Source organism: Rubrobacter sp. M3-4 (assembly GCF_059772285.1).
The window spans coordinates 1-20,578 of the sequence record NZ_JCBAJP010000014.1; the positions used below are offsets into that span (position 1 = coordinate 1).

Genomic DNA, 20,578 nt, shown 5'->3' on the forward strand with positions numbered 1-20,578 from the left:
CGTTCGAGACCTACCTGCGCGAGGTCCTATGCCCCACGCTTTCGGAGGGCCAGGTGGTGGTGATGGACAACCTCTCTGCGCACAAGGGAGAGAGGGTCAGGGAGCTGATCGAGGGTAGAGGCTGCGAGCTGATCTACCTGCCGCCCTACTCGCCGGACCTAAACCCCATAGTAGAAGAAGCGTTCGCCAAGATAAAGGCGCTGCTGAGGAGGGCCGGTGCGCGTAGCCGCGAGGCACTCATAGAAGAGATAGGCCAAGCTCTCGACGCGGTGACGGCGAGTGATGCACGAGGCTTCTTCGATCATTGTGGCTACCGCCCATTGGCTCAACCACTATGACAAACGCTCTAGTCCTAACAGCGGCATCCCGTTAGGACACCCACGGCTTCTTCGAACACCAGTGGTATCGCGCGGTGGGTCAACCCGTTTTGACTATCGCTCCGGTGATAGTGAGAGCAAATCCACCCAGGTTGCAGCAAAAGGCTCGGAAATGCGGCCGAGATCTCTCTTTACATCTGCAGAACACCGCTGTTTGCAAACAATTTAGAGTGGGCGATGGTGGGTTCGAACCACCGACCTCCTCCTTGTAAGGGAGGCGCTCTACCCCTGAGCTAATCGCCCCGCGAATAGACTACCAGACGGTCAATCATCGAACAATCGACGGTGCGGCGTATGCCGCCGCACCATGCCCCCAACGGGATTCGAACCCGTGCCGCCGCCTTGAAAGGGCGGAATCCTAGGCCGCTAGACGATGGGGGCCCGTGAGCCAGGTAGGAATCGAACCTACGACACGAGGATTAAAAGTCCCCTGCTCTACCACTGAGCTACTGGCCCACCCGAAAGTTTAACAAACAACGGCCCTAGTGCAGGAAATGTCTCCTTCCGGTGAAGATCATGGCGACACCGCGGCGCTCGGCGGTCTCTACGACCTCGGGATCGCGCTTCGATCCCCCCGGCTGGATAACGGCTGAGACGCCGGCTTCGGCCAGGACTTCGAGCCCGTCCGGGAACGGGAAGAAAGCGTCGCTCGCGGCGGCGGCCCCCGTGGCGCGGTCCCCCGCCTTGCGCACGGCTATCTCCGCAGCCTCGACCCGGCTCATCTGCCCGGCCCCCACCCCGACCGTCGCACCGTCCTTCGCCAGGACGATGGCGTTGCTCTTGACCTGCCGCGCCACCCGCCAGGCGAAGAGCAGATCCCGCATCTGTCCTGCGGTGGGGGTTTTCCTGGTGGCCGTCCGGTACTCGTCGGGGGGCTCCACCACGTCGGCCTGCTGCCGCAGCATGCCGCCGCTGACGTACTTCGCGGAGAGAGGTGAGCGGGGGGGTGAGGTTCCTTCGAGCAGGGTCATGTTGGGCTTGCCGGAGAATATCCGCCTGGCCTCGTCGGAGAAGCCGGGGGCAACGAGTACCTCGGTGAAGACACCCGAGATCTCCTCGGCCAGCTCCCCGTCGACCTCGTCCCCGAGGGCGACGATCCCGCCGAAGGCGGAGGTGGGGTCCGAGGCGAGCGCCCTGCGGTACGCCTCCGCAGGGCTGGCGGCGACCGCCGCCCCGCAGGGGTTGGCGTGCTTGACGATCACGGCCGCGCTCTCGTCCGGAAACCCATCCATGAGGTCGGCGAGCAACGTCCTCGCCGCGTCGAGGTCGTAGAGGTTGTTGAACGAGATCTCCTTGCCCTGAAGCTGCTCGAGGTCGGAGAGCAGGTGCCGCTCCCCGATGCGGGCGTAGAAGGCAGCCTCCTGGTGCGGGTTCTCCCCGTAGCGCAGCGGCATCACCCTGCGGTAGCCCTCGACCAGAACCTCCGGGAACGTCTCCCCCCGCCCGAGCCAGCCCGCGATGGCCGCGTCGTAGAGGGCGGTGCGGCGGAACGCGGCGAGCGCCAGGCGCCTGCGCGTCTCGCGCGAGACGCCTCCATTCCGGAGCTCTGAGAGGACCTCCGCGTAGTGCTCCGGTCCGGGCACCACGACGACCGACTCGAAGTTCTTCGCCGCCGCCCGCAGCATCGCCGGTCCCCCGATATCTATCTGCTCGATGGCCTCGGGCTCCGAAGCCCCGCCGCCGACGGTCCTCTCGAACGGGTAGAGGTCGATGCAGACGAGGTCCACCGGCTCTATGCCGAGCCCTGAGATCTCACGCAGGTGCTCCGGGTCTCTGCGATCGGCCAGGATGCCGCCGTGGATCTTCGGGTGCAGCGTCTTCACCCTGCCGCCGAGGATCTCGGGCTCCCCGGTCACCTCCGAGACGGGGACGACCTCGACACCCGACGCCTCGAGATGGCGCGCCGTCCCCCCGGTCGAGACGATCTCGAAGTTTAGCTCCACGAGCCCACGGGCGAACCCCACGAGCCCGCTCTTGTCCGAGACGGAGATCAGAGCCCTCTTCCTGCCCCCATCGCTCATACCCTCACCCTCCCCCAGAAGTAGTCCGCGACCGCCCCGACGAGCAGCCGGTGCTCGACCGGGTGCAGCCGCTCGAGCAGCGTCTCCTCGGTGTCGCCGGGCAGGATCGGCACCCGCTCCTGAGCCAGGATCGGCCCGGCGTCCACCTCCTCGACCATGAGGTGCACCGTCACCCCCGTCTCCCTCTCCCCGGCCTCGAGCGCCCGCCTCACCGCGCCCAGCCCGCGGAAACGCGGCAGCAGCGAGGGGTGCACGTTGATGATCGCCGGGAAGCGCTCCAGGAATACCGGAGAGAGTATCCTCATGTATCCGGCCCCCACCACGAGCTCCACGTCATACGCCGCGATCCTCTCGGCCAGCTCGGCGTCGTACTCTTCGCGGGTGGCGAAGCACGCCGGATCGACGTGCTCGACCGGCACCCCCGCCCTCCGGGCCCGCTCGAATGCGTAGGCATCCTCCTTATCCCCGCCGACGACCGCGACGTGTCCCGGGTAGGCATCGAGAAGAGCCTGGAGGTTCGTCCCAGACCCGGAGACGAGCACCCCGAAGCGTGCCCCCTCGGGGAGCCGCCTACCCAAACGACACCCCCCTCCGCTCCACGACCTCCCCGATGCGCCAGGCCACACACCCCGCCTCCCGCACCACGCCGACCGCCCGCTCCGCCTCCTCCGCGGGCACCACGGCGCAGAAGCCCACCCCGAGGTTGAAGACCCTGCGCATCTCGTCCTCGGGGATACCGCCTGCCCGGCGGATGAAGCCGAATACCTCCGGCTCCTCCCACGAGGAGGCTTCGAGGTGCGCCCCGAAGCCGCCGAGGGCCCGCGGCAGGTTCCCCGGGAGCCCTCCCCCCGTGATGTGCGCCATCCCGCGCACCTCGATTTTCTCCCTGAGCGCCAGGATCTCCTTCACGTAAGCCCGGTGCGGTTCCAGGTAGAGCTCGCCCAGAGGCCGGTCCAGCCCCTCCGGCACATCCGCGTAGGAGAGGCCCGCCTCCGAGACGATCTTCCGGGCGAGCGTATACCCGTTCGTGTGCAGCCCGCTCGAAGCGAGCCCGATCACCGCGTCCCCCGCCCTCACCCTCTCGCCCCGCACCAGCTCGTCCCGCTCGCAGGCGCCGACGCACACCCCCACGACCTCGAAGTCCCCCGCCCCGTAGAGCCCCGGCATCTCCGCCGTCTCCCCGCCGACGAGCGAGATCCCGAGCCTCTGGCAGGCCCCGGCGGCCCCGCAGGCGATCTCCGCGACGGCCTCGGGGTCGAGGACGCCCGTCCCCACGTAGTCCAGGAACAACAGCGGACGCGCCCCGGCGGCGAGCACGTCGTTCGCGCAGTGGTTGACGATATCCTCCCCCAAAGAGGCGTACCGCCCCGTCTCCCTCGCGACGAGAACCTTCGTGCCCACCCCGTCTATCGTCGAGGCGAGGACGGGATCGCGATACCCGGAGAGCCCGTAGAGGCCGGCGAAACCGCCGGGGTAGGGGACGACGGAGGGGCCGTGGGTCGCCTCGACGGCCGAGCGCATCCGCGCCAGGGCCCGCTCCGCGCGCTCCAGCGAGACGCCGGACTCCTCGTAGGCTCCGGACAGGGCGCTACCTCCTCTCCAGCGCGAACTTCTCCGCCGCCCCCTCGACGGGATACTCGCCGTCGAAGCAGGCCCGGCAGAGACGACCCTTCGGGCGCCCGGTCGCCGCGACCATCCCGTCGACCGAGAGGTAGGCGAGCGAGGTCGCGCCGATCATCCGCCGGATCTCCTCGACCGAATAGCGGGCCGCGGCGAGCTGGTCCTCCGTGTCCATGTCTATCCCGTAGTAGCAGGGGCCGATCACCGGCGGCGAGGAGACGCGGAAGTGCACCTCCTTAGCCCCGGCCTCGAAGAGCATCCGGACCAGCTTGCGGCTGGTGTTGCCCCGCACGATCGAGTCGTCCACTACGACCACCCGCTTACCATCGATGACCGAGGGAAGGGGGTTGAGCTTGAGGCGCAGCCCCAGCTGGCGCATACCGTCGGTCGGCTGGATGAAGGTCCTGCCGACGTAGCGGTTCTTGATGAGCCCCTCGGCGTACGGGATGCCGCTGCGGCGGGAGTAGCCTATGGCGGCCATGATCCCGGAGTCTGGCACCGGGATCACGACGTCGGCGTCGGCCGGGGCCTCCTCAGCGAGCCGCTCGCCCATCTTCTCGCGCGAGTCGGCGACCTCCTGGCCGCCGAAGCGGGAGTCGGGTCGGGCGAAGTAGACGTACTCGAAGACGCAAAGCGCGGGGCGGGGCTGCTGCGCCCGGTGGCTGCGGAGCCCGCCGTCGTCGATCACGACGACCTCTCCCGGCTCGACCTCGCGCAGGAAGCGTGCCCCGATGATGTCCAGACCACACGTCTCGCTCGAGACGGCGTACCCGCCCTCGACCTCCCCGATGCACAGGGGCCGGAAGCCCTGCGGATCGCGGAAGGCGACGAGCGCATCCCGGCAGATCATCGCGACCGAGTACGCCCCCTTCAGACGGCCCATCGCGCTCCCCACCGCCTCCTCGACCGGGTATCCCCTCTCCAGGAAGGCGACGACGCACGCCGCGATCAGACTGGTATCCGAGGTGGAGTGGAACTCGAAGCCCTCGCTCGCCAGCTCGTCGCGCAACGCGGCGGAGCCCACCAGGTTGCCGTTGTGCGCCACGGCGACGTTTATCTCCCCTCTCCCGTGGAACTCGGGCTGGGCGTTCTCCCAGGAGGCCGACCCGGTCGTAGAGTAGCGCACGTGCCCCAGAGAGATGTGCCCGTCCTCGAGCGCGGCGAGCTTCGCCTCGTCGAAGACCTGCGAGACGAGCCCCATCTCGCGCATCGCGGTCGTCCTCTCCCCGTCGGAGATGGCGATCCCGGCGGACTCCTGGCCCCGGTGCTGCAGGGCATACAGCCCGAAGTAGGTCTGCTGGGCGAGCTCGCCCGCGAGCGCCCGGGAGTACATCCCGAAGACCCCGCAGGCCTCCTTCGGCTTGTCTTCAAGGCTCAAAGCGGCTCACCTCGCTCCAGAGGGTGCACTGCAAAGGCTTACACACGGCTGATTCTAACCGCTCCTCCCGCCATCGCCGAAGAGATCCCGCCCGTAGGCCTCCTCCATCTCTTTGAGCGAGAGGTCGATCAGGGCGCCGACCCTGAAGCGCTCCCCGCCGGTGCGCCCGACCCGGCGGCAGTCGGCGCCGGCATCACCCGCGATCCGCTCGACCTCCTCCAGCCTCTCCCCGGGCAGAGCGACGAGAAACCCGGCCCCACGCTCCCCGAACAGCCGGACGTCCGGGCGGGCTCCTTCCGCCGGGTCTCCCTCGTACTCGAACCCGATCCCCCCGGCGAGCGCCATCTCGGCGAGCGCGAAGACCTCTCCTCCACCCGAGACGTCGTGGGCGGTATCGACGAGGCCGCGCTCTATGAGGCCGCGGACGAGGTCCGCGTAGCGCCTCTCCTCCGCGAGATCGGGCTCCGGGGGAACGCCCGCGACCCGGCCGTGGATCACCTCGAGGTACTCCGAGCCGGCGAGCGAGGGCTCGACCGGCGCGCCGACCGCCAGTACGACATCCCCCTCCCGCTTGAAAGCCGGCGTTGCGTGCCGCCGCACGTCCTCCATCACCCCGACCATCCCGACGACCGGGGTCGGGTAGATCGCACCGCGCGAGGTCTCGTTGTAGAGGCTGACGTTGCCGCCCACGACCGGCGTCCCGAAGACCTCGCACGCCCGTGCCATCCCCTCGATGCAGCGGGCGAGCTGGTAGTAGGCGTCGGGCTTCTCGGGGTTGCCGAAGTTCAGGCAGTCGGTCACCGCCAAGGGTCTCGCCCCGACGCACGAGAGGTTGCGGTACGCCTCGGCGACCGTGGAGGCGGCCCCACCCTCCGGGTCCAGGTAGCAGTGCCGCCCCCGACCGTCGGTCGTGAGCGCGTACCCGAGGGTGGTGCCCTTCACCCGCATCACCGCCGCGTCCGCCCCGGGCCGCACCACGGTGTCCGTCCCGACCTCGTGGTCGTACTGGCCGTAGACGCTCCTCCGCGAGCAGAGGTTCGGATGCGAGAGCATCCGGAGAAGCACCGCCCCGTAGTCCTCCGGAGGTGGGACGTCCCCGACCTCGAACCTTCGAACCCCCTCCAGGTACGCCGGTCGCACCACCTCCCGCTCGTAGGCCGGGGCGTCGGCGAGGTAGGAGGCGGGCACCGAAGCGGCAACCTCCCCGCCGGAGATCACGCGCAGCTCCCCGTGTCCCGCGACGCGTCCTATCGGGGCGGCGACGAGCCCGTAGCGCCCTGCGATCCCGATCACCCGCTCCACCTTCTCCGGCTCGACGACCGCGAGTATCCGCTCCTGCGACTCGGAGAGCATTATCTCGTGGGGCTCCATCCCCTCCTCGCGCAGCGGCACCTCGTCTACGTCCACCTCGACGCCGACGCCGCCCCTGGCGGCCATCTCGGAAGCGCTCGACGTAATACCGGCCGCCCCCATGTCCTGCAGCGCGACGAGCAAACCCCCGCGCACCAGCTCGAGACAGCACTCGATGAGCATCTTCCCGCAGAACGGGTCGCCGACCTGCACGTTGGAGCGCCGCATCTCGGAGTCCGCGGAAAGCTCGTCGGAGGCGAAGGTCGCCCCGTGGATGCCGTCCCTGCCGGTCTTAGACCCGATGAGGACGAGCACGTTCCCCTCCCCCGAGGCCCTCGCGCTCATGATCCCGTCCGCGCGCACGAGCCCGGCGCACATCACGTTCACGAGCGGGTTGCCGGAGTAAGCCGGGGAGAAGGCGAGCTCGCCCCCCACCGTCGGGACGCCGATCGCGTTCCCGTAGCCACCCACGCCGCGCACCACCTCCCCGAAGAGGTAGCGGCTGCGCTCCTCCCCCGGCGGTCCGAAGCGCAGCGAGTCGAGCAGCGCCACCGGCCGGGCGCCGAGGGCGAGGATGTCCCGGATGATCCCGCCGACCCCCGTCGCCGCCCCCTCGTAGGGCTCGACGGCGGAAGGGTGGTTGTGGCTCTCTATCTTGAACGCGAGCGCCCAGCCCTCGCCGAGCTCGACGACCCCCGCGTTCTCCCCCGGCCCCTGCAGCACCCGCTCCCCCCCGGTCGGCAGCCGCCGCAGGAGCGGTCGGGAGTTCTTGTAGCCGCAGTGCTCGCTCCACATCACGCTGAAGAGCGAGAGCTCGAGGAAGTTCGGCTCCCGCCCGAGGAGGCCGACGATGCGCCCGTACTCGGCGTCGGAGAGCCCGAGCGTGGCGTGGGTCTTCTCCGCGCTCAAAGCGCCGCCCCCATCAGCACCGATCGCAGTATCCCGAGCCCGTCCTCCGAACCGAGGAGAGGATCCGAGGCCCGCTCGGGGTGCGGCATCACCCCGACGACGTTTCGCCCCTCGTTGCAGACGCCCGCGATGTCGTTGACCGAGCCGTTGGGGTTCTCCAGGTAGCGCAACACGACGCGTCCCTCTTCTTCGAGCGCATCGAGTGTCCCGCCGTCGGCGAAGTAGCAGCCGTCGTTGTGAGCGACGGGGAGGACGAGCTCCTCCCCGGCCCCACACCCCGAGGTCCAGGGTGTGTCCGTCCGCTCGACGCGCACCCGCACCCGGCGGCAGACGAAGCGCAAAGCGGCGTTGCGCAGCAGCGCGCCGGGCAACAGGTGCGCCTCGCAGAGCACCTGGAACCCGTTGCAGACCCCGAGCACCGGACCTCCCTCGCGGGCGAAGCGCTCGACGGACTGCATGACGGGCGCGAAGCGGGCGATCGCGCCGGGCCGCAGGTAATCTCCATAGGAGAAGCCGCCGGGCAGGATCACGGCGTCTGAGCCCTTGAGGGTTCTTTCGGCGTGCCAGAGGGCGACGGGTTCGGCCCCCACCCTCTCGACCGCGTAGAGGGCGTCGCGGTCGCAGTTGGAGCCGGGGAAGACGACGACGCCTATCCTCACCCCTCGAGCACCTCCCACTCGTACTCCTCGATGGTCGGGTTGGCGAGCAACCGGCGGCACATCGCCTCGACCTCGTCGGCCCGCTCGACCTCGAGCTCCACGAGCCGCCCGACGCGCACGCTCTCCACCCCCTCGAAGCCGAGCGCGGGGAGCGCGCTCTTCACCGCCTCTCCCTGCGGATCGAGGATGCCCCGCTTCGGCCGGACCAGCACCCGCACCTTCAAGATCCCCTCACCCTCCTCAGTATCTCGGCGTAGGCCTCCTCCACCCCGCCGAGGTCGCGCCGGAAGCGGTCCTTGTCCAGCCTCTCGCCGGTTTCGACATCCCAGAAGCGGCAGGTGTCCGGGCTGATCTCGTCGGCCAGCATCAGGTTGCCCTCCGCGTCGCGCCCGACCTCTATCTTGAAGTCGACGAGGGTAACCCCACGCTCCGCGAAGAAGGGGTAGAGGATCTCGTTCACCCGGAGCCCGAGCTCCTCGCAGAAGGCAAGCTCCTCGTCGGTCATCCCGAGCTCCCTGAAGTGATACCAGTTGAGCATCGGGTCCCCGAGCTCGTCGCTCTTGTAGCACAGCTCGACGATCGGGGCCTTGAGCTTGCGCCCCTCCTCGTAGCCGAGGCGCCTCGCGAGAGATCCGGCGGCGACGTTGCGCACGATGACCTCGACGGGGAGCATCTCGAGCTTTCTGGTCTTTATCGTTCTCTCGTCGGTCTGCTCGATGAAGTGGGTGGGGACGCCGTGCTCCTCCAGGTAGGCGAAGAGCGCGGCGCTCATCGCGGCGTTGGTCTCCCCCTTGCCCTCCCACGAGCCGCGTTTTTTGCCGTCGAAGGCGGTCGCCTCGTCCTTGTAGCGGTGCAGCAGCACCCCTTCCTCGTCGGTGACGTAGACCTTCTTGGCCTTGCCCTCGTAGATCAGGGTCTCACCCATCCTCGAGTCTCCTTCTGAGCTTCTGTACCCGCTCGTAGACGACCTCCAGGTTGCGCAGCGCGTAGGCGGGGTCGAAGAGGTCGTCGAGCCTTCCATCGAGCCTCTCCCTGACCTCCTCCCTCTTCTGCAGCAGCTCCCGGAAGCCCCCCTCCCCCCGCCAGGCCCGCATCGCGGCGTCCTGCACCACGGCGTAGGCGTCGTCGCGGTCCATCCCGCTCTCGACGAGCGCGAGCAGGACGCGTCCGGAGAAAACTATCCCGCCGCCGGAGTTCAGGTTCGCGAGCATCCTCTTTTTGTCCACCTCGAGCCCGCGCAGGATGCGCAGCGCGGTGCGCAGCATGTAGTAGGAGAGGATCGTCGCGTCCGGGAGCACCACCCGCTCGGCCGAGGAGTGGGAGATGTCCCGCTCCTGCCAGAGGGCGTTGTCCTCGAACCCGACCGTCGCGTAACCGCGCAGCAGGCGGGCCATCCCGCACAGCCTCTCCGCGAGGATCGGGTTGCGCTTGTGGGGCATCGCCGAGGATCCCTTCTGTCCCCGCCCGAACGGCTCGGCCAGCTCGCGCACCTCGGTGCGCTGGGCTCCCCTTATCTCGAGCGCGATCTTCTCGATGGTCGAGCCGAGGACGGCGAGCGCCGAGAGCACCTCCGCGTGGCGGTCGCGCTGGACGATCTGGGTCGAGGCCGGCTCGTGGGAGAGCCCGAGCTCTTCGCAGGCCAGCTCCTCGACCGCAGGATCCACGTTCGCGTAGGTGCCGACGGCGCCGCTGATCTTGCCCACGGACGCAACCTCCCGCGCTCGCTCGAGGCGCTTCAGGTTTCGCTCCATCTCGAAGGCCCACACGGCGAGCTTGTGCCCGAGGGTGGTGGGCTCGGCGTGGACGCCGTGGGTCCTCCCGACCATCACGGTCTCGCGGTGCTCGAGGGACATCTGGCAAAGGAGGAGCGTGAGCTCCCTCGCCGCGTCCAGGATCAGACCGAGCGCCTCTTTGAGCTGCAGCGCCCCGGCGGTATCCACCACGTCGGAGCTCGTCAGGCCGAAGTGGAAGTGACGGGCCACCGGGTCGTCCACCGTCTCGGCGACGTTCGAGACGAAGGCTATGACGTCGTGGTTGGTCTCCCTTTCTATCTCGTGGATGCGCCCGACGTCGAAGTTGGCCCTGCGGGAGAGTTTCTCGACCTCCCCGGGCGGGATCTCGCCGAGCTTCGCTCGCGCCCGGCAGACGGCGAGCTCGACCCTGAGCCAGGCGCGGTACTTCGCCTCCTCCGTCCAGATCGCACCGATCTCAGGGAGGGTGTAGCGTTCGATCAAGCGTCCTCCCGCAGGATGGTCACAGATCCTCCAGCTCTATCGCCTCCAGCGCGATGTCCGTGCGGTAGTGCATGCCCTCGAAGTGGATCTGCTCGACGGCCGCGTACGCCCGGGCGCGGGCCTCCAGGATGGTCGGTCCCGTCCCGACGACGTTCAGGACCCGCCCTCCCGCGGTGTAGAGCCTGCCGTCACGCTCCTCGGTACCCGCGTGGTAGACGTAGACCCCCGCCGGCAGGTTCTCGAGGCCGGTTATCTCCACCCCGGTGTCGTAATCCTCCGGGTAACCCTCGGAGGCCAGGACGACGCAGACCGCCTTCTCCGAGGACCACTCCACCTCGCGTCCCGAGAGGTCGTGCTCCCTGGCGGCGATCATGAGCTCCAGCAGGTCGGATTCCATGCGAGGCAGGAGAACCTGCGTCTCCGGATCTCCGAAGCGGCAGTTGAACTCGAGCGCCTTCGGCCCCTCGGGGGTGACCATCACACCGGCGTAGAGCACGCCGGTGTAGGGGGAGCCGATGAGGGAGAGCTGGTGCAGCGTGGGACGGATGATCTCCTCCAGGATCGCCGCGTAGGTCGCGGGTTCCATCCAGAAGATGGGCGAATAGGCCCCCATCCCGCCGGTGTTCGGCCCCCGGTTGCCGTCGTAGGCGGCCTTGTAGTCCTGGGCGGGGAGGAACGGCAGGATCTCCTCGCCGTCGGTGATGACGAAGACCGAAGCCTCCCGCCCCTCCAGGCACTCCTCGATCACGATGCGCCGGCCCGCCGGCCCGAACTTCCCGCCGAAGCAGGCCCTCACGGCCTCCTCGGCCTCCTCGCGCGCCCTGGCGACCGTCACACCCTTGCCCGCAGCAGCCCCATCCGCCTTGACCACCAGCGGATAACGTTCGGTCGAGTACAGGTAGGCGAGAGCCGATTCCTCCCGGTCGAAGACCTCGAAGTCGGCCGTCGGGACCCCGGCGTGACGCATCAGCTCTTTGGCGAAGACCTTCGACCCCTCTATCCTCGCGGCGGCCCGCGAGGGGCCGAAGACCGCGAGATCCTCCTCGGAGAAGCACTCCACGATCCCGCCGATGAGCGGATCCTCCGGACCGACGACGGTCAGGTCGATCCCGTTCTCCCTGGCGAAGTCCCGCAGGGCGGTGAGGTCAGAGGCGGGGATGTCCACGGTCTTCGCTATGCCCGCCATGCCGGGGTTGCCCGGCGCGGCGTACATCTCGGGCTCGAGACGGCTCGCGGCCAGCGCCTCGACCAGGGCGTGCTCGCGTCCCCCGCTGCCGACCACCATGACGCGCACCTCTTCAGGCCCCTATCTTCTCGACGATCGCCTGCTCACGCTCGGGGCCGACGCTGATCATGCACAGCGGCACCCCGACCTCCGCCTCGACGAAGCCGACGAACTCCTGCGCAGCCTCCGGAAGGTCACCGCGCATCCGGCAGCCGGTTATGTCCTCCTGCCAGCCGGGGAGCGTCTTGTAGACGGGCCGGGCGTGGTGCAGATCGGTCTGGCTCATCGGGAACTCGTCGGTCCTCCTGCCGTCCACCTCGTATCCGACGCAGATCTTCACCTCCTCGACGGCCGAGAGCACGTCGAGCAGCGTGATCGCGAGGTGCGTGATGCCGTTGAGCCGGGCGGAGAACTTTATGGCGGGCAGGTCCAGCCACCCGACCCGTCGGGGCCTTCCGGTGGTCGTGCCGTACTCGTGGCCGGCCTCCCTTATCCTGTCGCCGGTCTCGTCGAAGAGCTCGGTCGGGAACGGCCCGTCCCCGACCCGGGTGGTGTACGCCTTGGTGACCCCCACGATCCGGTCGAGGTAACGCGGCGGTATCCCCGCGCCGACGCACGCCCCTCCGATGGAGGGGTTGGAGGAGGTGACGAAGGGGTAGGTGCCGTGGTCGTTGTCCAGCAGCGTGGCCTGGGCGCCCTCGAGCAGGACCTGCTCCCCGCGATCGAGCGCCCGGCGCAGCCTGGCGCCGGTGTCGTCTATCATCGGGGAGAGGAGATCCCTGAAGGAGAGCAGGTAGGAGGCGAGCTCCTCGACCTCGAAGGGCTCCTCGCCGTAGATGCCCTCGAAGATGGCGTTCTTCTCGCGCAGCGCGGCCTTCAGCTTGGTCCTCAGGATACCCTCGTCGAAGATGTCCTGCACCCGGATGCCCACGCGCGAGACCTTGTCTTCGTAGGCGGGGCCTATGCCGCGGTTGGTCGTCCCTATCTTGGCCTTGCCGAGCGCCTTCTCGCGGTGGGAGTCGAGCCGGATGTGGTACGGCAGGATCAGGTGCGCCCTCCCGTCCACCTTGAGGCGGCTGCGTACCTCCACACCACGCTTCTCGAGCGCCTCGACCTCCTGCTCGAGCACCTGCGGGTTGACGACGACCCCGTTGCCGATGGTGCAGATGACCCCCTCGCGGACTATCCCCGAGGGGATGAGGTGCACCTTGAACTCCTCGTCGCCGACGCGTACGGTGTGCCCGGCGTTGTTGCCTCCGGAGTAGCGCCCGACGTGGCCCGCATCGGCGGCGAGCACGTCGCAGACCCTTCCCTTGCCTTCGTCTCCCCAGGCGAGCCCGAGCACGACCGTGGCCGTCACAACAACTCCTCTCTTACAGACGGGATCATCCGGAAAACTCTCGCAGCCTCACCTCCAGCCGGCAACCCGGCGGGAGCCTCCTCGCTCCGTGAGAATACTCGGCCGCCTCTCACTTCAGCAATGTAGCACATGCCCCCAGGGTTTTTAAACTCGCTCCCGGGCACTACTCGAAGAGCACCACCGGTTCCTCGTAGCGCCGGACTTTGCCCCCCTCCCACATCCGCCGGACGAAGCTCTTGAGCTCGGCGCTGCGGCCGGCTTCGTCCCCGGAGTACATCTTCTCGAGCGGGAAGCAGACGCCGAGCACCCGCTCACGGATTCGGAAGCGTGTGATCCCCGCCGGCAGGACCTTCCCCAGCCGGACCACCTGGTGCAGTTCCTCCGGCGTGAACCGCCGGTAGCGGACCAGAGCCTCCCCCGAGGGAGGTTCGAGAGGCACCCCGGACTCCACCCGACGTACCGGCGCACCCTTCGGGTACCCTCGCTGCAACGCCCACAGCAGATCGATCTCGGCCGGGATCCCCGGCCGCGCAGGCTTCACGAAGACCTCCTCCCCGGAGGAGAAGACGACCGAGAACAACCACCCCTCCCTCCCCACCTCCACCCAGTCCATCTCCCCCAGAGCCCGGCGCACCACCCGCTCGTCGACCAGATGCGACCAGCTCTCCACCCTCGCTGGAAGCTCCGCGAGCTGCACGAGCACCATCGTGCACCCGAGCTCCGAGAGGGCACGCAGGCGGTGCGCCCCGTCGAGCACCAGATAGTCCCCGCCGAAGGGTGAGACGATGATCGGGTTGCGCTGTACCCCCTCGGTGAGCATCCGCTCCTTGAGCGCGGCGAGCCTCCCAACGTCGTGCGCCTCGTGCAGCACCAGCCGCCCGACGGAGACCAGCCTCAGATCGTCGAGAACGGGGATCAAACGCAGCCCGGTGTGGCCTAGAGGTCGCCGCCCCGGCGGCCCCAGAGGTAGTCCAGAAGGAGAAAGCCGCCGAAGAAGAAGACCGCGATCAGGACCATGAACCCTACGATCCCCAGCAGAAGATCCAGCGTCCCCAAAGCTCCCTCAAGGCCTTTCCGTCGTATCCTCCAGAGCAAAAGAGGTAGTCGGGACGGCCGGATTTGAACCGGCGACCACTCGGCCCCCAGCCGAGTGCGCTACCAGACTGCGCCACGTCCCGACGCCTTCCTCTCGGGTTGAATCATACCAGACAGCACCCGTGCTATCATCTGGCGCATGGTACGAGCGGCATACTATGTAAGGACGGATCCCGAGCACACCCTGCCCCCGCGCGAGGAGCAGATCGCCTCCGTGGAGGAGTACATCGGGAAGATGGGTTACCAGCAGGTGGCCTCCTACGAGGATCTCGAGGCCCCCGGCAAGCTCCTCTACCACAAGCCGGCGCTCAAGGAGGCGATAAACAACATCAAGGAGGAGGAGGACTGGGACGTGCTCGTGGTGGCGCAGGTGCGCTGCATCTCGGACGACGAGACGGCGATCCACGAGCTGGTGCACAAGTTCTCCCTCTACGGCAACCGGATCGAGTCCCCGGAGAGGAGCTGGGAGGAGCTGCTCTCGGCCATGAAGGACTACCGGCGCGCCATGGCGCGCCGGTAGTCCCCTCCCGCAAGGTCGGGCCGAGCCGGTATACTACCCGGCTGTGAACCGTAGAGAGCGGGGAAGGTAGCCCGAGGACCGTGGCGCTCATAAGGACCATACTCGTGCTCGTGATCCTGGTCATCCTGCTGCACCTGGGCGCCTCCTTCGTCGGCGTTTCCCCCTCCACCAACGGCTTCACCCGGGCCGTCTACGGCCTCGGGGCGATACTGGAATCCCCGGCCGGTGCGCTCCTGAACGCCCTGCCGCTCTCCGGAGGTAGCCGCAGCCTCGTGGAGAAGAACCCGTTCTACGCCAGCGCGCTCGCCGCGGTGATAGGCTACTTCATCCTCTACCTGCTGCTCGGCGTGGGACGAGGCAAGTAAGAGAACCGCCCGCAGAGGAGCCGAAACATCTCTATACTTATGCGGAACTGTCCGCAAGCAGTTTTCTGGAGGAGTCGTGGCGAGCGAAGGTCTCAGGCCCTGCGATGGTGGGTACTACCCCTGGACGCGCAGGAGATGCAATGATCGAGTTTAGAGAAGTAAGCAAACTCTACCCCGGCTCGCGCAGCGCGGCGGTGAAGGATCTCTCCTTCGAGGTCCCCGACGGGGAGATATGCGTGCTGGTGGGGCCATCCGGGTGCGGCAAGACGACGAGCATGCGGATGATAAACCGGCTCATCGAGCCCTCGAGCGGCGAGATCCTCATCGACGGCGAGCCGAACACCTCCATGAGCGGGACGGAGCTGCGGCGCAAGATAGGGTATGCGATCCAGCAGATAGGGCTCTTCCCGCACCGCACGATAGCCGGAAACATCGCCACCGTCCCGCAGCTTCTCGGCTGGAGCAAGGAGCGGATAAGGAAGCGGGTGGACGAGCTCCTGGAGATGGTCGGGCTCGACCCCGGCGACTACCGCGACCGCTATCCGTCGGAGCTCTCCGGCGGTCAGCAGCAGCGGGTCGGGGTGGCGCGGGCGATGGCGGCGGATCCCCCGATCATGCTCATGGACGAGCCGTTCGGGGCGGTGGACCCGATCACGCGCGAGAGGTTGCAGGACGAGTTTCTGAAGATCCAGCAGGAGATCCGGAAGACCATAGTATTCGTCACCCACGACATAGACGAGGCGATAAAGATGGGCGACAGGATCGCCATAATGGAGCAGGGCGGCGTCCTGGCCCAGTACGACACCCCGGAGAACATCCTCACGAGCCCTGCCTCCGACTTCGTCGCCTCCTTCGTCGGGGAGGACAGGATACTCAAGCGGCTCTCGCTCTCGCGCGTCTCGGAGATGGAGCTCGAGAGCGCGGAGGGTGCGGGGATGGGGCTGCCCCGCATAAAAGGAGATCCCACCGTGCGGGACGCCCTCTCGCAGCTAGTCGGCGCGGGGGTGGAGGCCGCCGTCGTGGAGAACGGAAGCGAGAGGAAGCTGCTCACGTTGCGGGCGATAGAGCGTACGCTGGGAAGCCGGGGAGGGGAGGCGTGATCGCCCTGCAGGGGCTCGAGGGGCCGCTCTTCGACTGGTCCTGGGTGCGCTCCCATCTCACCTCGGAGATCATCCCGGCCCTCGTCGGGCACGTCTACCTCTCCTTCGTCTCGGTCGCGATAGCGCTCGTGATCTCGCTCCCGACCGGCGTGCTCGTGGCTCGCTACCGCAAGGCCTACGCCCCGGTGACGCTCGTGACGGGGGTGCTCTACACGATCCCGAGCCTCGCGCTCTTCGCCATCCTCGTCGTCGTGCCGGGGGTGGGGGTCGGTCCGAAGGCCGTGATCATAGCGCTCGTGGCCTACTCGCTGCTGGTGCTCATACGCAACGTCGTCGCCGGGATAGACTCGGTCCCTCCCGAGACGATAGACGCGGCGAGAGGGATGGGGCTGACCGAGGGCCAGATCCTGCTCAAGGTCGAGCTGCCGCTCGCGCTGCCCGTGATCATCGCCGGCATCCGCATAGCGACCGTCACCGTGATCGGGATAGCGACCATCGGGGCGTACGTCGCGGGCGGGGGGCTCGGGGCGCTCATCTTCGACGGGATAGACCGCAGCTTCCCGACGATGGTGATCACCGGCGCCATCCTCGCCACCGCGCTCGCGGTGGCGGCGGACCTCCTGCTGCTCGGGATCGAGCACTACTTCAGGCCCTGGGCCCGCGCCGCCGGGAGGAGGGGATGATGGGAGGACTGTTCCGGGTCTTCGGGCGCCCCGAGTTCCCCGGCGCGGTCGCGCGACACGTCGAGCTCTCGGCGGCGGCGCTCCTCGTGGCCGTCGCGATCTCGGTGCCGCTCGCGCTCCTGGTGAACCGCTCCCCGGTCGCATCCCTCATCGCCGTAAACATCGGCAACATCGGGCGGGCGGTCCCCTCGCTGGCGCTGCTCGCGCTCGCGATGCCGTTCCTGGGCTTCGGGTTCGCACCCGCGCTCGTCGCGCTCGCGGCGCTCGGCATCCCTCCCATTCTCATCAACGCCGCCACGGGTCTGAGGGAGGTCAGCCGGGAGGTGGTGGACGCGGCGAAGGGCATGGGTCTCTCGAACCTGCAGATCCTCACCCGTATCCAGCTCCCGATAGCGGCCCCGGTCATCTTCGCCGGGATACGCACCTCGGCGGTGCAGATCGTGGCGAGCGCGACCCTGGCGACGTTCATCGGGGGCGGTGGGCTCGGGGACATCATCGTCGAGGGCTTCCAGCTCAGCAGCACGCCCGTGTTGCTCGCCGGAGCCTTCACGGTCGCGGCGCTCGCGATCGTAACCGAGGTCGTCTTCGGTGCGCTCGAGAGGGTCTTCACCCCCGAGGGCCTGAAGGTGGCGAAAAGACGTCAGGCGAAAAGATAAGGAGAAGAGCATGGTGCGACGCACCGGTGTGGTACGCAAGAAGAAGTGGCTGATCCTCGCCGCGGCGCTGCTCGCGGCCCTGATCCTCGGCGGCTGCGGCAACGTCGGCTCGAGCAGCGGGAACGGACCGCAGGCGAGCGGTGGCTCCTCCGGGGGCAAGGGACCCGTCATCACCGTCGGCTCGAAGAACTTCACCGAGGAGATCATCCTCGGCAACATGTACGCCGACGCCCTCAAGGCCCACGGCTTCCGGGTGCAGAAGAAGATGAACCTCGGTTCGGTCGCCATCTGCGACCGGGCGCTGCAGAGGGGTCAGATAGACCTCTACCCGGAGTACACCGGGACCTCCCTCGAGGCGGTCTTCCACAAGAGCAAGACACCGAAGACCCCGCAGGCGACCTACCAGGAGGCGAAGAAGCTCTACGCCGCGCGCAACCCGTCGGACACGATGCTCCAGCCCGCCCCCTACAACAACACCTACGGCATCTTCGTCAGGAAACCGGTGGCCGAGAAGTACCACCTCAAGACGCTCTCCGACCTCGCTAAAGCCTCCCCGCACCTGGTCTTCTACTCGTTCTCCGAGTTCCAGCACCGCCAGGACGGCTTCCCGAACATAAAGCGCCACTACCCGAACATGAACTTCAAGAAGACGGTCGTGGTCAACAGCATCGGGCTCCGCTACCAGGGCGTCCTGCGCGGCGAGGGGGATGTCGGGATAGGCTTCACCACCGACGGCCAGCTGCGCTCGCCGAAGCTCGTGGTCCTCAAGGACACCAAGCACATCTGGCCCTGGTACCAGCCGGCTCCGGTCGTGCGCACGAGCGTGCTCAAGAAGCACCCGGAGATAAAGAAAATCCTGGACGAGGTCTCCTCGCACCTGAGCGCGAAGACCATGCGCCGCCTCAACGGCGAGGTCGACCTAGACCACAAGGACCCGGACCAGGTGGCCCGGCAGTTTCTCAAGGAGCAGGGTCTGATAAAGTAGGGGCATGCCGGCAAAAGCGCGGATAAAACCCGAGGTCCTCACCGAGAACCGCATGCGGATAGAGCTCTACGACCTCGAAGACGAGGACGTGGAGCAGACGATCCGGATGAAGGGCTGGGCGTGGGTGCTGGCGCGAAACTGCTGGGCCTACGCCGGCGAGCCGGACTTCATCTACCGTCAGCTCCGGGAGGTCATAATCGACATACCGGGGATCGTCTTCGACGAGGACTCCATCGAGGAGACCATCCGCACCATCGAGCAGAAGGCCCGCTCCGAGGAGGAGCGCGAGGAAGGACGCGAACTCCTGAGAAAGGCTTTCGAGAAGACCGGACAGCAGGAGGGCCTCAGGCTCCTGGCCTCCTCTCAGGGCTGAAACGGCAGCTTGTCGTAGCGGACGTAGCGCTCGATGTCCGGGTAGAAGCGGCTCGTCGAGGGGGCCCGGCGGGCGAAGCTCGCGAGCGGCTCCTCCTTCCCGCCGGGCTCCCGCAGGGTCACCCTCACGCTCTCCTCGTCGAGGTCTATGACGTTGTAGGTCGGGGGGCTGGTCCCGCGCACCCGCATGCACGATACGGTACCGGAGTGCACTATCCTCACCCCCGAGATGCTCCAGACCCACGGCACGTGCCGGTGTCCGGCGAGCACCATGTCCACCTTGAGCTCGCGCAGGATCGCCATCACGTCCCCCGCGTCGCGCAGGTTGTTGACGTCGCGTCCGGTGCCGGGGACGGCGAGGATGTGGTGGTGGACGATGAGGATCTTCGGCCCCCTCTCCCAGCCGCGGAACTCGGAGTCCAGCCAGGCGTAGTGCTCCCGGCCGACCTCCCCCTCGTCGAGGTCCGGCTTGGTCGAGTCGAGCCCGACGACCTTCGCCTCCCCTTCCGGCACCCTCACGACCCTCGACCACTCCCGCATCCCGAAGATGTCCTCGAAGTGCCGGTATCCGACGCTGCGGGCGTCGTGGTTGCCCATTATCACGCAGACGTTCTCGCACTCTATGCGGTCGAGATAACCTTTCGCCTCCTCGAACTCCCGCCGGTAGCCGTCGGTGGTGAGGTCCCCGGCTATCGCCACCAGGTCGGGCCGTAGGGCGTTCGTCTCCTCTATGGCCGCCTCGAGCAGGTCGGGTCGGAAGAGGCTCGGGCCGACATGGATGTCCGACATCTGCACTATGCGCAAGGTGAGATCACCCCTTCTTCCCGGCCGGATGGATCGCGACCTGTTTCGCCTGCACGATGAGCCGGTCCAGGCTCGGCGAGGAGGAGTACATCGCCGGGCCTATGGTCCACCAGTCGTTGAGCGAGGTGATGCAGGTCTGCAACGTGACCGTTGTCTGCCCCGGCACCGGCTCGGTGACCGAGACCTGCTGCGGGGTGACGGCGAACACCCGGGTGACGACGTAGTCGTAGGTGTTGCCGTCGGCGTCTCTCAGGATGACCTTATCACCCGGCTTCATCGCGGGCAGCTCGTAGAACTGGTAGTAGCTCTGGGTGCCGGCGTACCCTATGCGATGCCCGGCTATGTAGGTGTTGGCCCCCTTCTGCCAGGGGAAGCCGGTCGCGGGCAGCTTTATCGCCTCCTGGTTCATGACCGCCTCGGAATCCGTGTTGGCGACCGTGTCCCCGTAGATGCCGAGCTTGGGGATGGTCAGGTAGAGCGTCGGGTCGCTCGGCGGGTGCTTTATCAAAGCCGTGGACGACTTTTTGCCACCCTTCTTCTCGTGCTTCGCATCCGGGCTCTTTTTCTTCTGGGGCCCGGTCCGCTGGTGGGTGGACTGGGAGACGGGGTGGCTCTTCGTCTGCGCTGCGGAGTGGCCCCGCTGCGCGCTCCCGCTCTGCCCGCAGCCGGAGGCCGCGAGGAGACCAAGCACCGCGAGGACGGCCAGTATCATCCGCATGTTCTCGCCTCTCGTGTAGGGAACCTTCCGAGCATGATACGGCCACCCTCCTCCGCACGTCTCCATCTCCTGCAGAACCCAGCCTCGGATTCTACCAGCAAGCCCCCCCTGCAGGAAGAACAGGGGTGGCTCCCGCCACCGCATGGG

General features: G+C 67.7%; 22 protein-coding genes and 4 tRNA genes. 8 read left to right on the forward strand and 18 right to left on the reverse strand.

Going from position 1 to position 20,578, the window contains the following annotated elements:
• The coding region (locus tag AC6EKW_RS13325; protein WP_498514629.1) for a transposase at positions 1 to 338 on the forward strand (338 nt) is incomplete at its 5' end.
• Between the two features lie 210 nt (positions 339 to 548).
• On the opposite strand, the gene AC6EKW_RS13330 is transcribed toward AC6EKW_RS13325, so the two are convergent.
• The 16 genes from AC6EKW_RS13330 to AC6EKW_RS13405 all read right to left on the reverse strand — a co-directional run bounded on the left by AC6EKW_RS13330 (position 549) and on the right by AC6EKW_RS13405 (position 14,311).
• Positions 549 to 620, reverse strand: a tRNA-Val gene (locus tag AC6EKW_RS13330).
• Between the two features lie 65 nt (positions 621 to 685).
• Positions 686 to 758 (reverse strand) — tRNA-Glu (locus AC6EKW_RS13335).
• A 3-nt stretch (positions 759 to 761) separates the two neighbouring features.
• Positions 762 to 833: transfer RNA gene (locus AC6EKW_RS13340), tRNA-Lys, on the reverse strand.
• Positions 834 to 859: 26 nt separating this feature from the next.
• Positions 860 to 2,398, reverse strand: a complete 1,539-nt coding sequence (purH, locus tag AC6EKW_RS13345) for a bifunctional phosphoribosylaminoimidazolecarboxamide formyltransferase/IMP cyclohydrolase (RefSeq protein ID WP_498514630.1) — start codon at positions 2,396 to 2,398, stop codon at positions 860 to 862.
• Positions 2,395 to 2,976 carry a phosphoribosylglycinamide formyltransferase gene (purN, locus tag AC6EKW_RS13350; protein ID WP_498514631.1) on the reverse strand — a complete coding sequence of 194 codons (582 nt, stop codon included), beginning with the start codon at positions 2,974 to 2,976 and terminating at the stop codon, positions 2,395 to 2,397. The genes purH and purN overlap by 4 nt, the downstream gene beginning before the upstream one ends.
• The gene (gene purM, locus AC6EKW_RS13355; protein WP_498514656.1) at positions 2,969 to 4,033 is read right to left on the reverse strand and encodes a phosphoribosylformylglycinamidine cyclo-ligase; all 1,065 of its coding nucleotides are present in this window, start codon (positions 4,031 to 4,033) and stop codon (positions 2,969 to 2,971) included. Before purM ends, purN begins: the two co-directional genes overlap by 8 nt.
• Positions 3,987 to 5,396 (reverse strand): amidophosphoribosyltransferase, encoded by a 1,410-nt coding sequence (gene purF, locus AC6EKW_RS13360; RefSeq protein WP_273888831.1) that lies wholly within the window; start codon positions 5,394 to 5,396, stop codon positions 3,987 to 3,989. The genes purM and purF overlap by 47 nt, the downstream gene beginning before the upstream one ends.
• A gap of 54 nt (positions 5,397 to 5,450) precedes the next feature.
• On the reverse strand, positions 5,451 to 7,655 hold the full coding sequence (gene purL, locus AC6EKW_RS13365) for a phosphoribosylformylglycinamidine synthase subunit PurL (protein ID WP_498514632.1): 2,205 nt from the start codon (positions 7,653 to 7,655) through the stop codon (positions 5,451 to 5,453).
• Positions 7,652 to 8,314, reverse strand: coding sequence for a phosphoribosylformylglycinamidine synthase subunit PurQ (purQ, locus tag AC6EKW_RS13370; protein ID WP_498514633.1), 663 nt, complete (start codon positions 8,312 to 8,314; stop codon positions 7,652 to 7,654). The genes purL and purQ overlap by 4 nt, the downstream gene beginning before the upstream one ends.
• Positions 8,311 to 8,541, reverse strand: coding sequence for a phosphoribosylformylglycinamidine synthase subunit PurS (purS, locus tag AC6EKW_RS13375; RefSeq protein WP_498514657.1), 231 nt, complete (start codon positions 8,539 to 8,541; stop codon positions 8,311 to 8,313). The genes purQ and purS overlap by 4 nt, the downstream gene beginning before the upstream one ends.
• On the reverse strand, positions 8,535 to 9,239 hold the full coding sequence (gene purC / locus AC6EKW_RS13380; RefSeq protein WP_498514634.1) for a phosphoribosylaminoimidazolesuccinocarboxamide synthase: 705 nt from the start codon (positions 9,237 to 9,239) through the stop codon (positions 8,535 to 8,537). The genes purS and purC overlap by 7 nt, the downstream gene beginning before the upstream one ends.
• Positions 9,232 to 10,548 carry an adenylosuccinate lyase gene (gene purB / locus AC6EKW_RS13385; RefSeq protein ID WP_498514635.1) on the reverse strand — a complete coding sequence of 439 codons (1,317 nt, stop codon included), beginning with the start codon at positions 10,546 to 10,548 and terminating at the stop codon, positions 9,232 to 9,234. Before purB ends, purC begins: the two co-directional genes overlap by 8 nt.
• A 19-nt stretch (positions 10,549 to 10,567) precedes the next feature.
• Positions 10,568 to 11,833, reverse strand: a complete 1,266-nt coding sequence (gene purD, locus AC6EKW_RS13390; RefSeq protein ID WP_273888827.1) for a phosphoribosylamine--glycine ligase — start codon at positions 11,831 to 11,833, stop codon at positions 10,568 to 10,570.
• Between the two features lie 13 nt (positions 11,834 to 11,846).
• A complete protein-coding gene (locus tag AC6EKW_RS13395; protein WP_273888826.1) occupies positions 11,847 to 13,133 on the reverse strand; it encodes an adenylosuccinate synthase in 1,287 nt (428 codons plus the stop codon).
• Positions 13,134 to 13,296: 163 nt separating this feature from the next.
• On the reverse strand, positions 13,297 to 14,052 hold the full coding sequence (locus AC6EKW_RS13400) for a hypothetical protein (protein ID WP_498514636.1): 756 nt from the start codon (positions 14,050 to 14,052) through the stop codon (positions 13,297 to 13,299).
• A gap of 185 nt (positions 14,053 to 14,237) precedes the next feature.
• Positions 14,238 to 14,311: transfer RNA gene (locus tag AC6EKW_RS13405), tRNA-Pro, on the reverse strand.
• 56 nt (positions 14,312 to 14,367) lie between these two features.
• On the opposite strand from AC6EKW_RS13405, the gene AC6EKW_RS13410 reads away from it, so the two are divergent.
• From AC6EKW_RS13410 to AC6EKW_RS13440, 7 genes are all read left to right on the forward strand, one after another.
• Complete coding sequence (locus tag AC6EKW_RS13410; protein WP_273888824.1) at positions 14,368 to 14,748, forward strand: recombinase family protein; 381 nt, start codon at positions 14,368 to 14,370, stop codon at positions 14,746 to 14,748.
• 80 nt (positions 14,749 to 14,828) lie between these two features.
• On the forward strand, positions 14,829 to 15,113 hold the full coding sequence (locus AC6EKW_RS13415) for a hypothetical protein (RefSeq protein WP_498514637.1): 285 nt from the start codon (positions 14,829 to 14,831) through the stop codon (positions 15,111 to 15,113).
• 140 nt (positions 15,114 to 15,253) lie between these two features.
• Positions 15,254 to 16,213, forward strand: coding sequence for an ABC transporter ATP-binding protein (locus AC6EKW_RS13420; RefSeq protein WP_498514638.1), 960 nt, complete (start codon positions 15,254 to 15,256; stop codon positions 16,211 to 16,213).
• Positions 16,210 to 16,896, forward strand: a complete 687-nt coding sequence (locus AC6EKW_RS13425; RefSeq protein WP_273888821.1) for an ABC transporter permease — start codon at positions 16,210 to 16,212, stop codon at positions 16,894 to 16,896. Before AC6EKW_RS13420 ends, AC6EKW_RS13425 begins: the two co-directional genes overlap by 4 nt.
• Positions 16,893 to 17,552, forward strand: a complete 660-nt coding sequence (locus AC6EKW_RS13430) for an ABC transporter permease (protein ID WP_273888820.1) — start codon at positions 16,893 to 16,895, stop codon at positions 17,550 to 17,552. Before AC6EKW_RS13425 ends, AC6EKW_RS13430 begins: the two co-directional genes overlap by 4 nt.
• 10 nt (positions 17,553 to 17,562) lie before the next feature.
• Positions 17,563 to 18,537, forward strand: a complete 975-nt coding sequence (locus AC6EKW_RS13435) for a glycine betaine ABC transporter substrate-binding protein (RefSeq protein ID WP_273888819.1) — start codon at positions 17,563 to 17,565, stop codon at positions 18,535 to 18,537.
• 4 nt (positions 18,538 to 18,541) lie between these two features.
• Entirely contained in the window at positions 18,542 to 18,910 is a 369-nt protein-coding gene (locus AC6EKW_RS13440; protein ID WP_273888818.1) for a hypothetical protein, read from the forward strand.
• Here the strand turns inward: AC6EKW_RS13440 and AC6EKW_RS13445 are convergent.
• Together AC6EKW_RS13445 and AC6EKW_RS13450 are read right to left on the reverse strand one after the other, a co-directional pair.
• The gene (locus tag AC6EKW_RS13445; RefSeq protein ID WP_273888872.1) at positions 18,901 to 19,704 is read right to left on the reverse strand and encodes a metallophosphoesterase family protein; all 804 of its coding nucleotides are present in this window, start codon (positions 19,702 to 19,704) and stop codon (positions 18,901 to 18,903) included. The two genes, AC6EKW_RS13440 and AC6EKW_RS13445, sit on opposite strands and share 10 nt — an antisense overlap.
• Before the next feature lie 16 nt (positions 19,705 to 19,720).
• Complete coding sequence (locus AC6EKW_RS13450) at positions 19,721 to 20,431, reverse strand: class E sortase (protein WP_273888817.1); 711 nt, start codon at positions 20,429 to 20,431, stop codon at positions 19,721 to 19,723.
• Between the last annotated feature and the right edge of the window lie 147 nt (positions 20,432 to 20,578).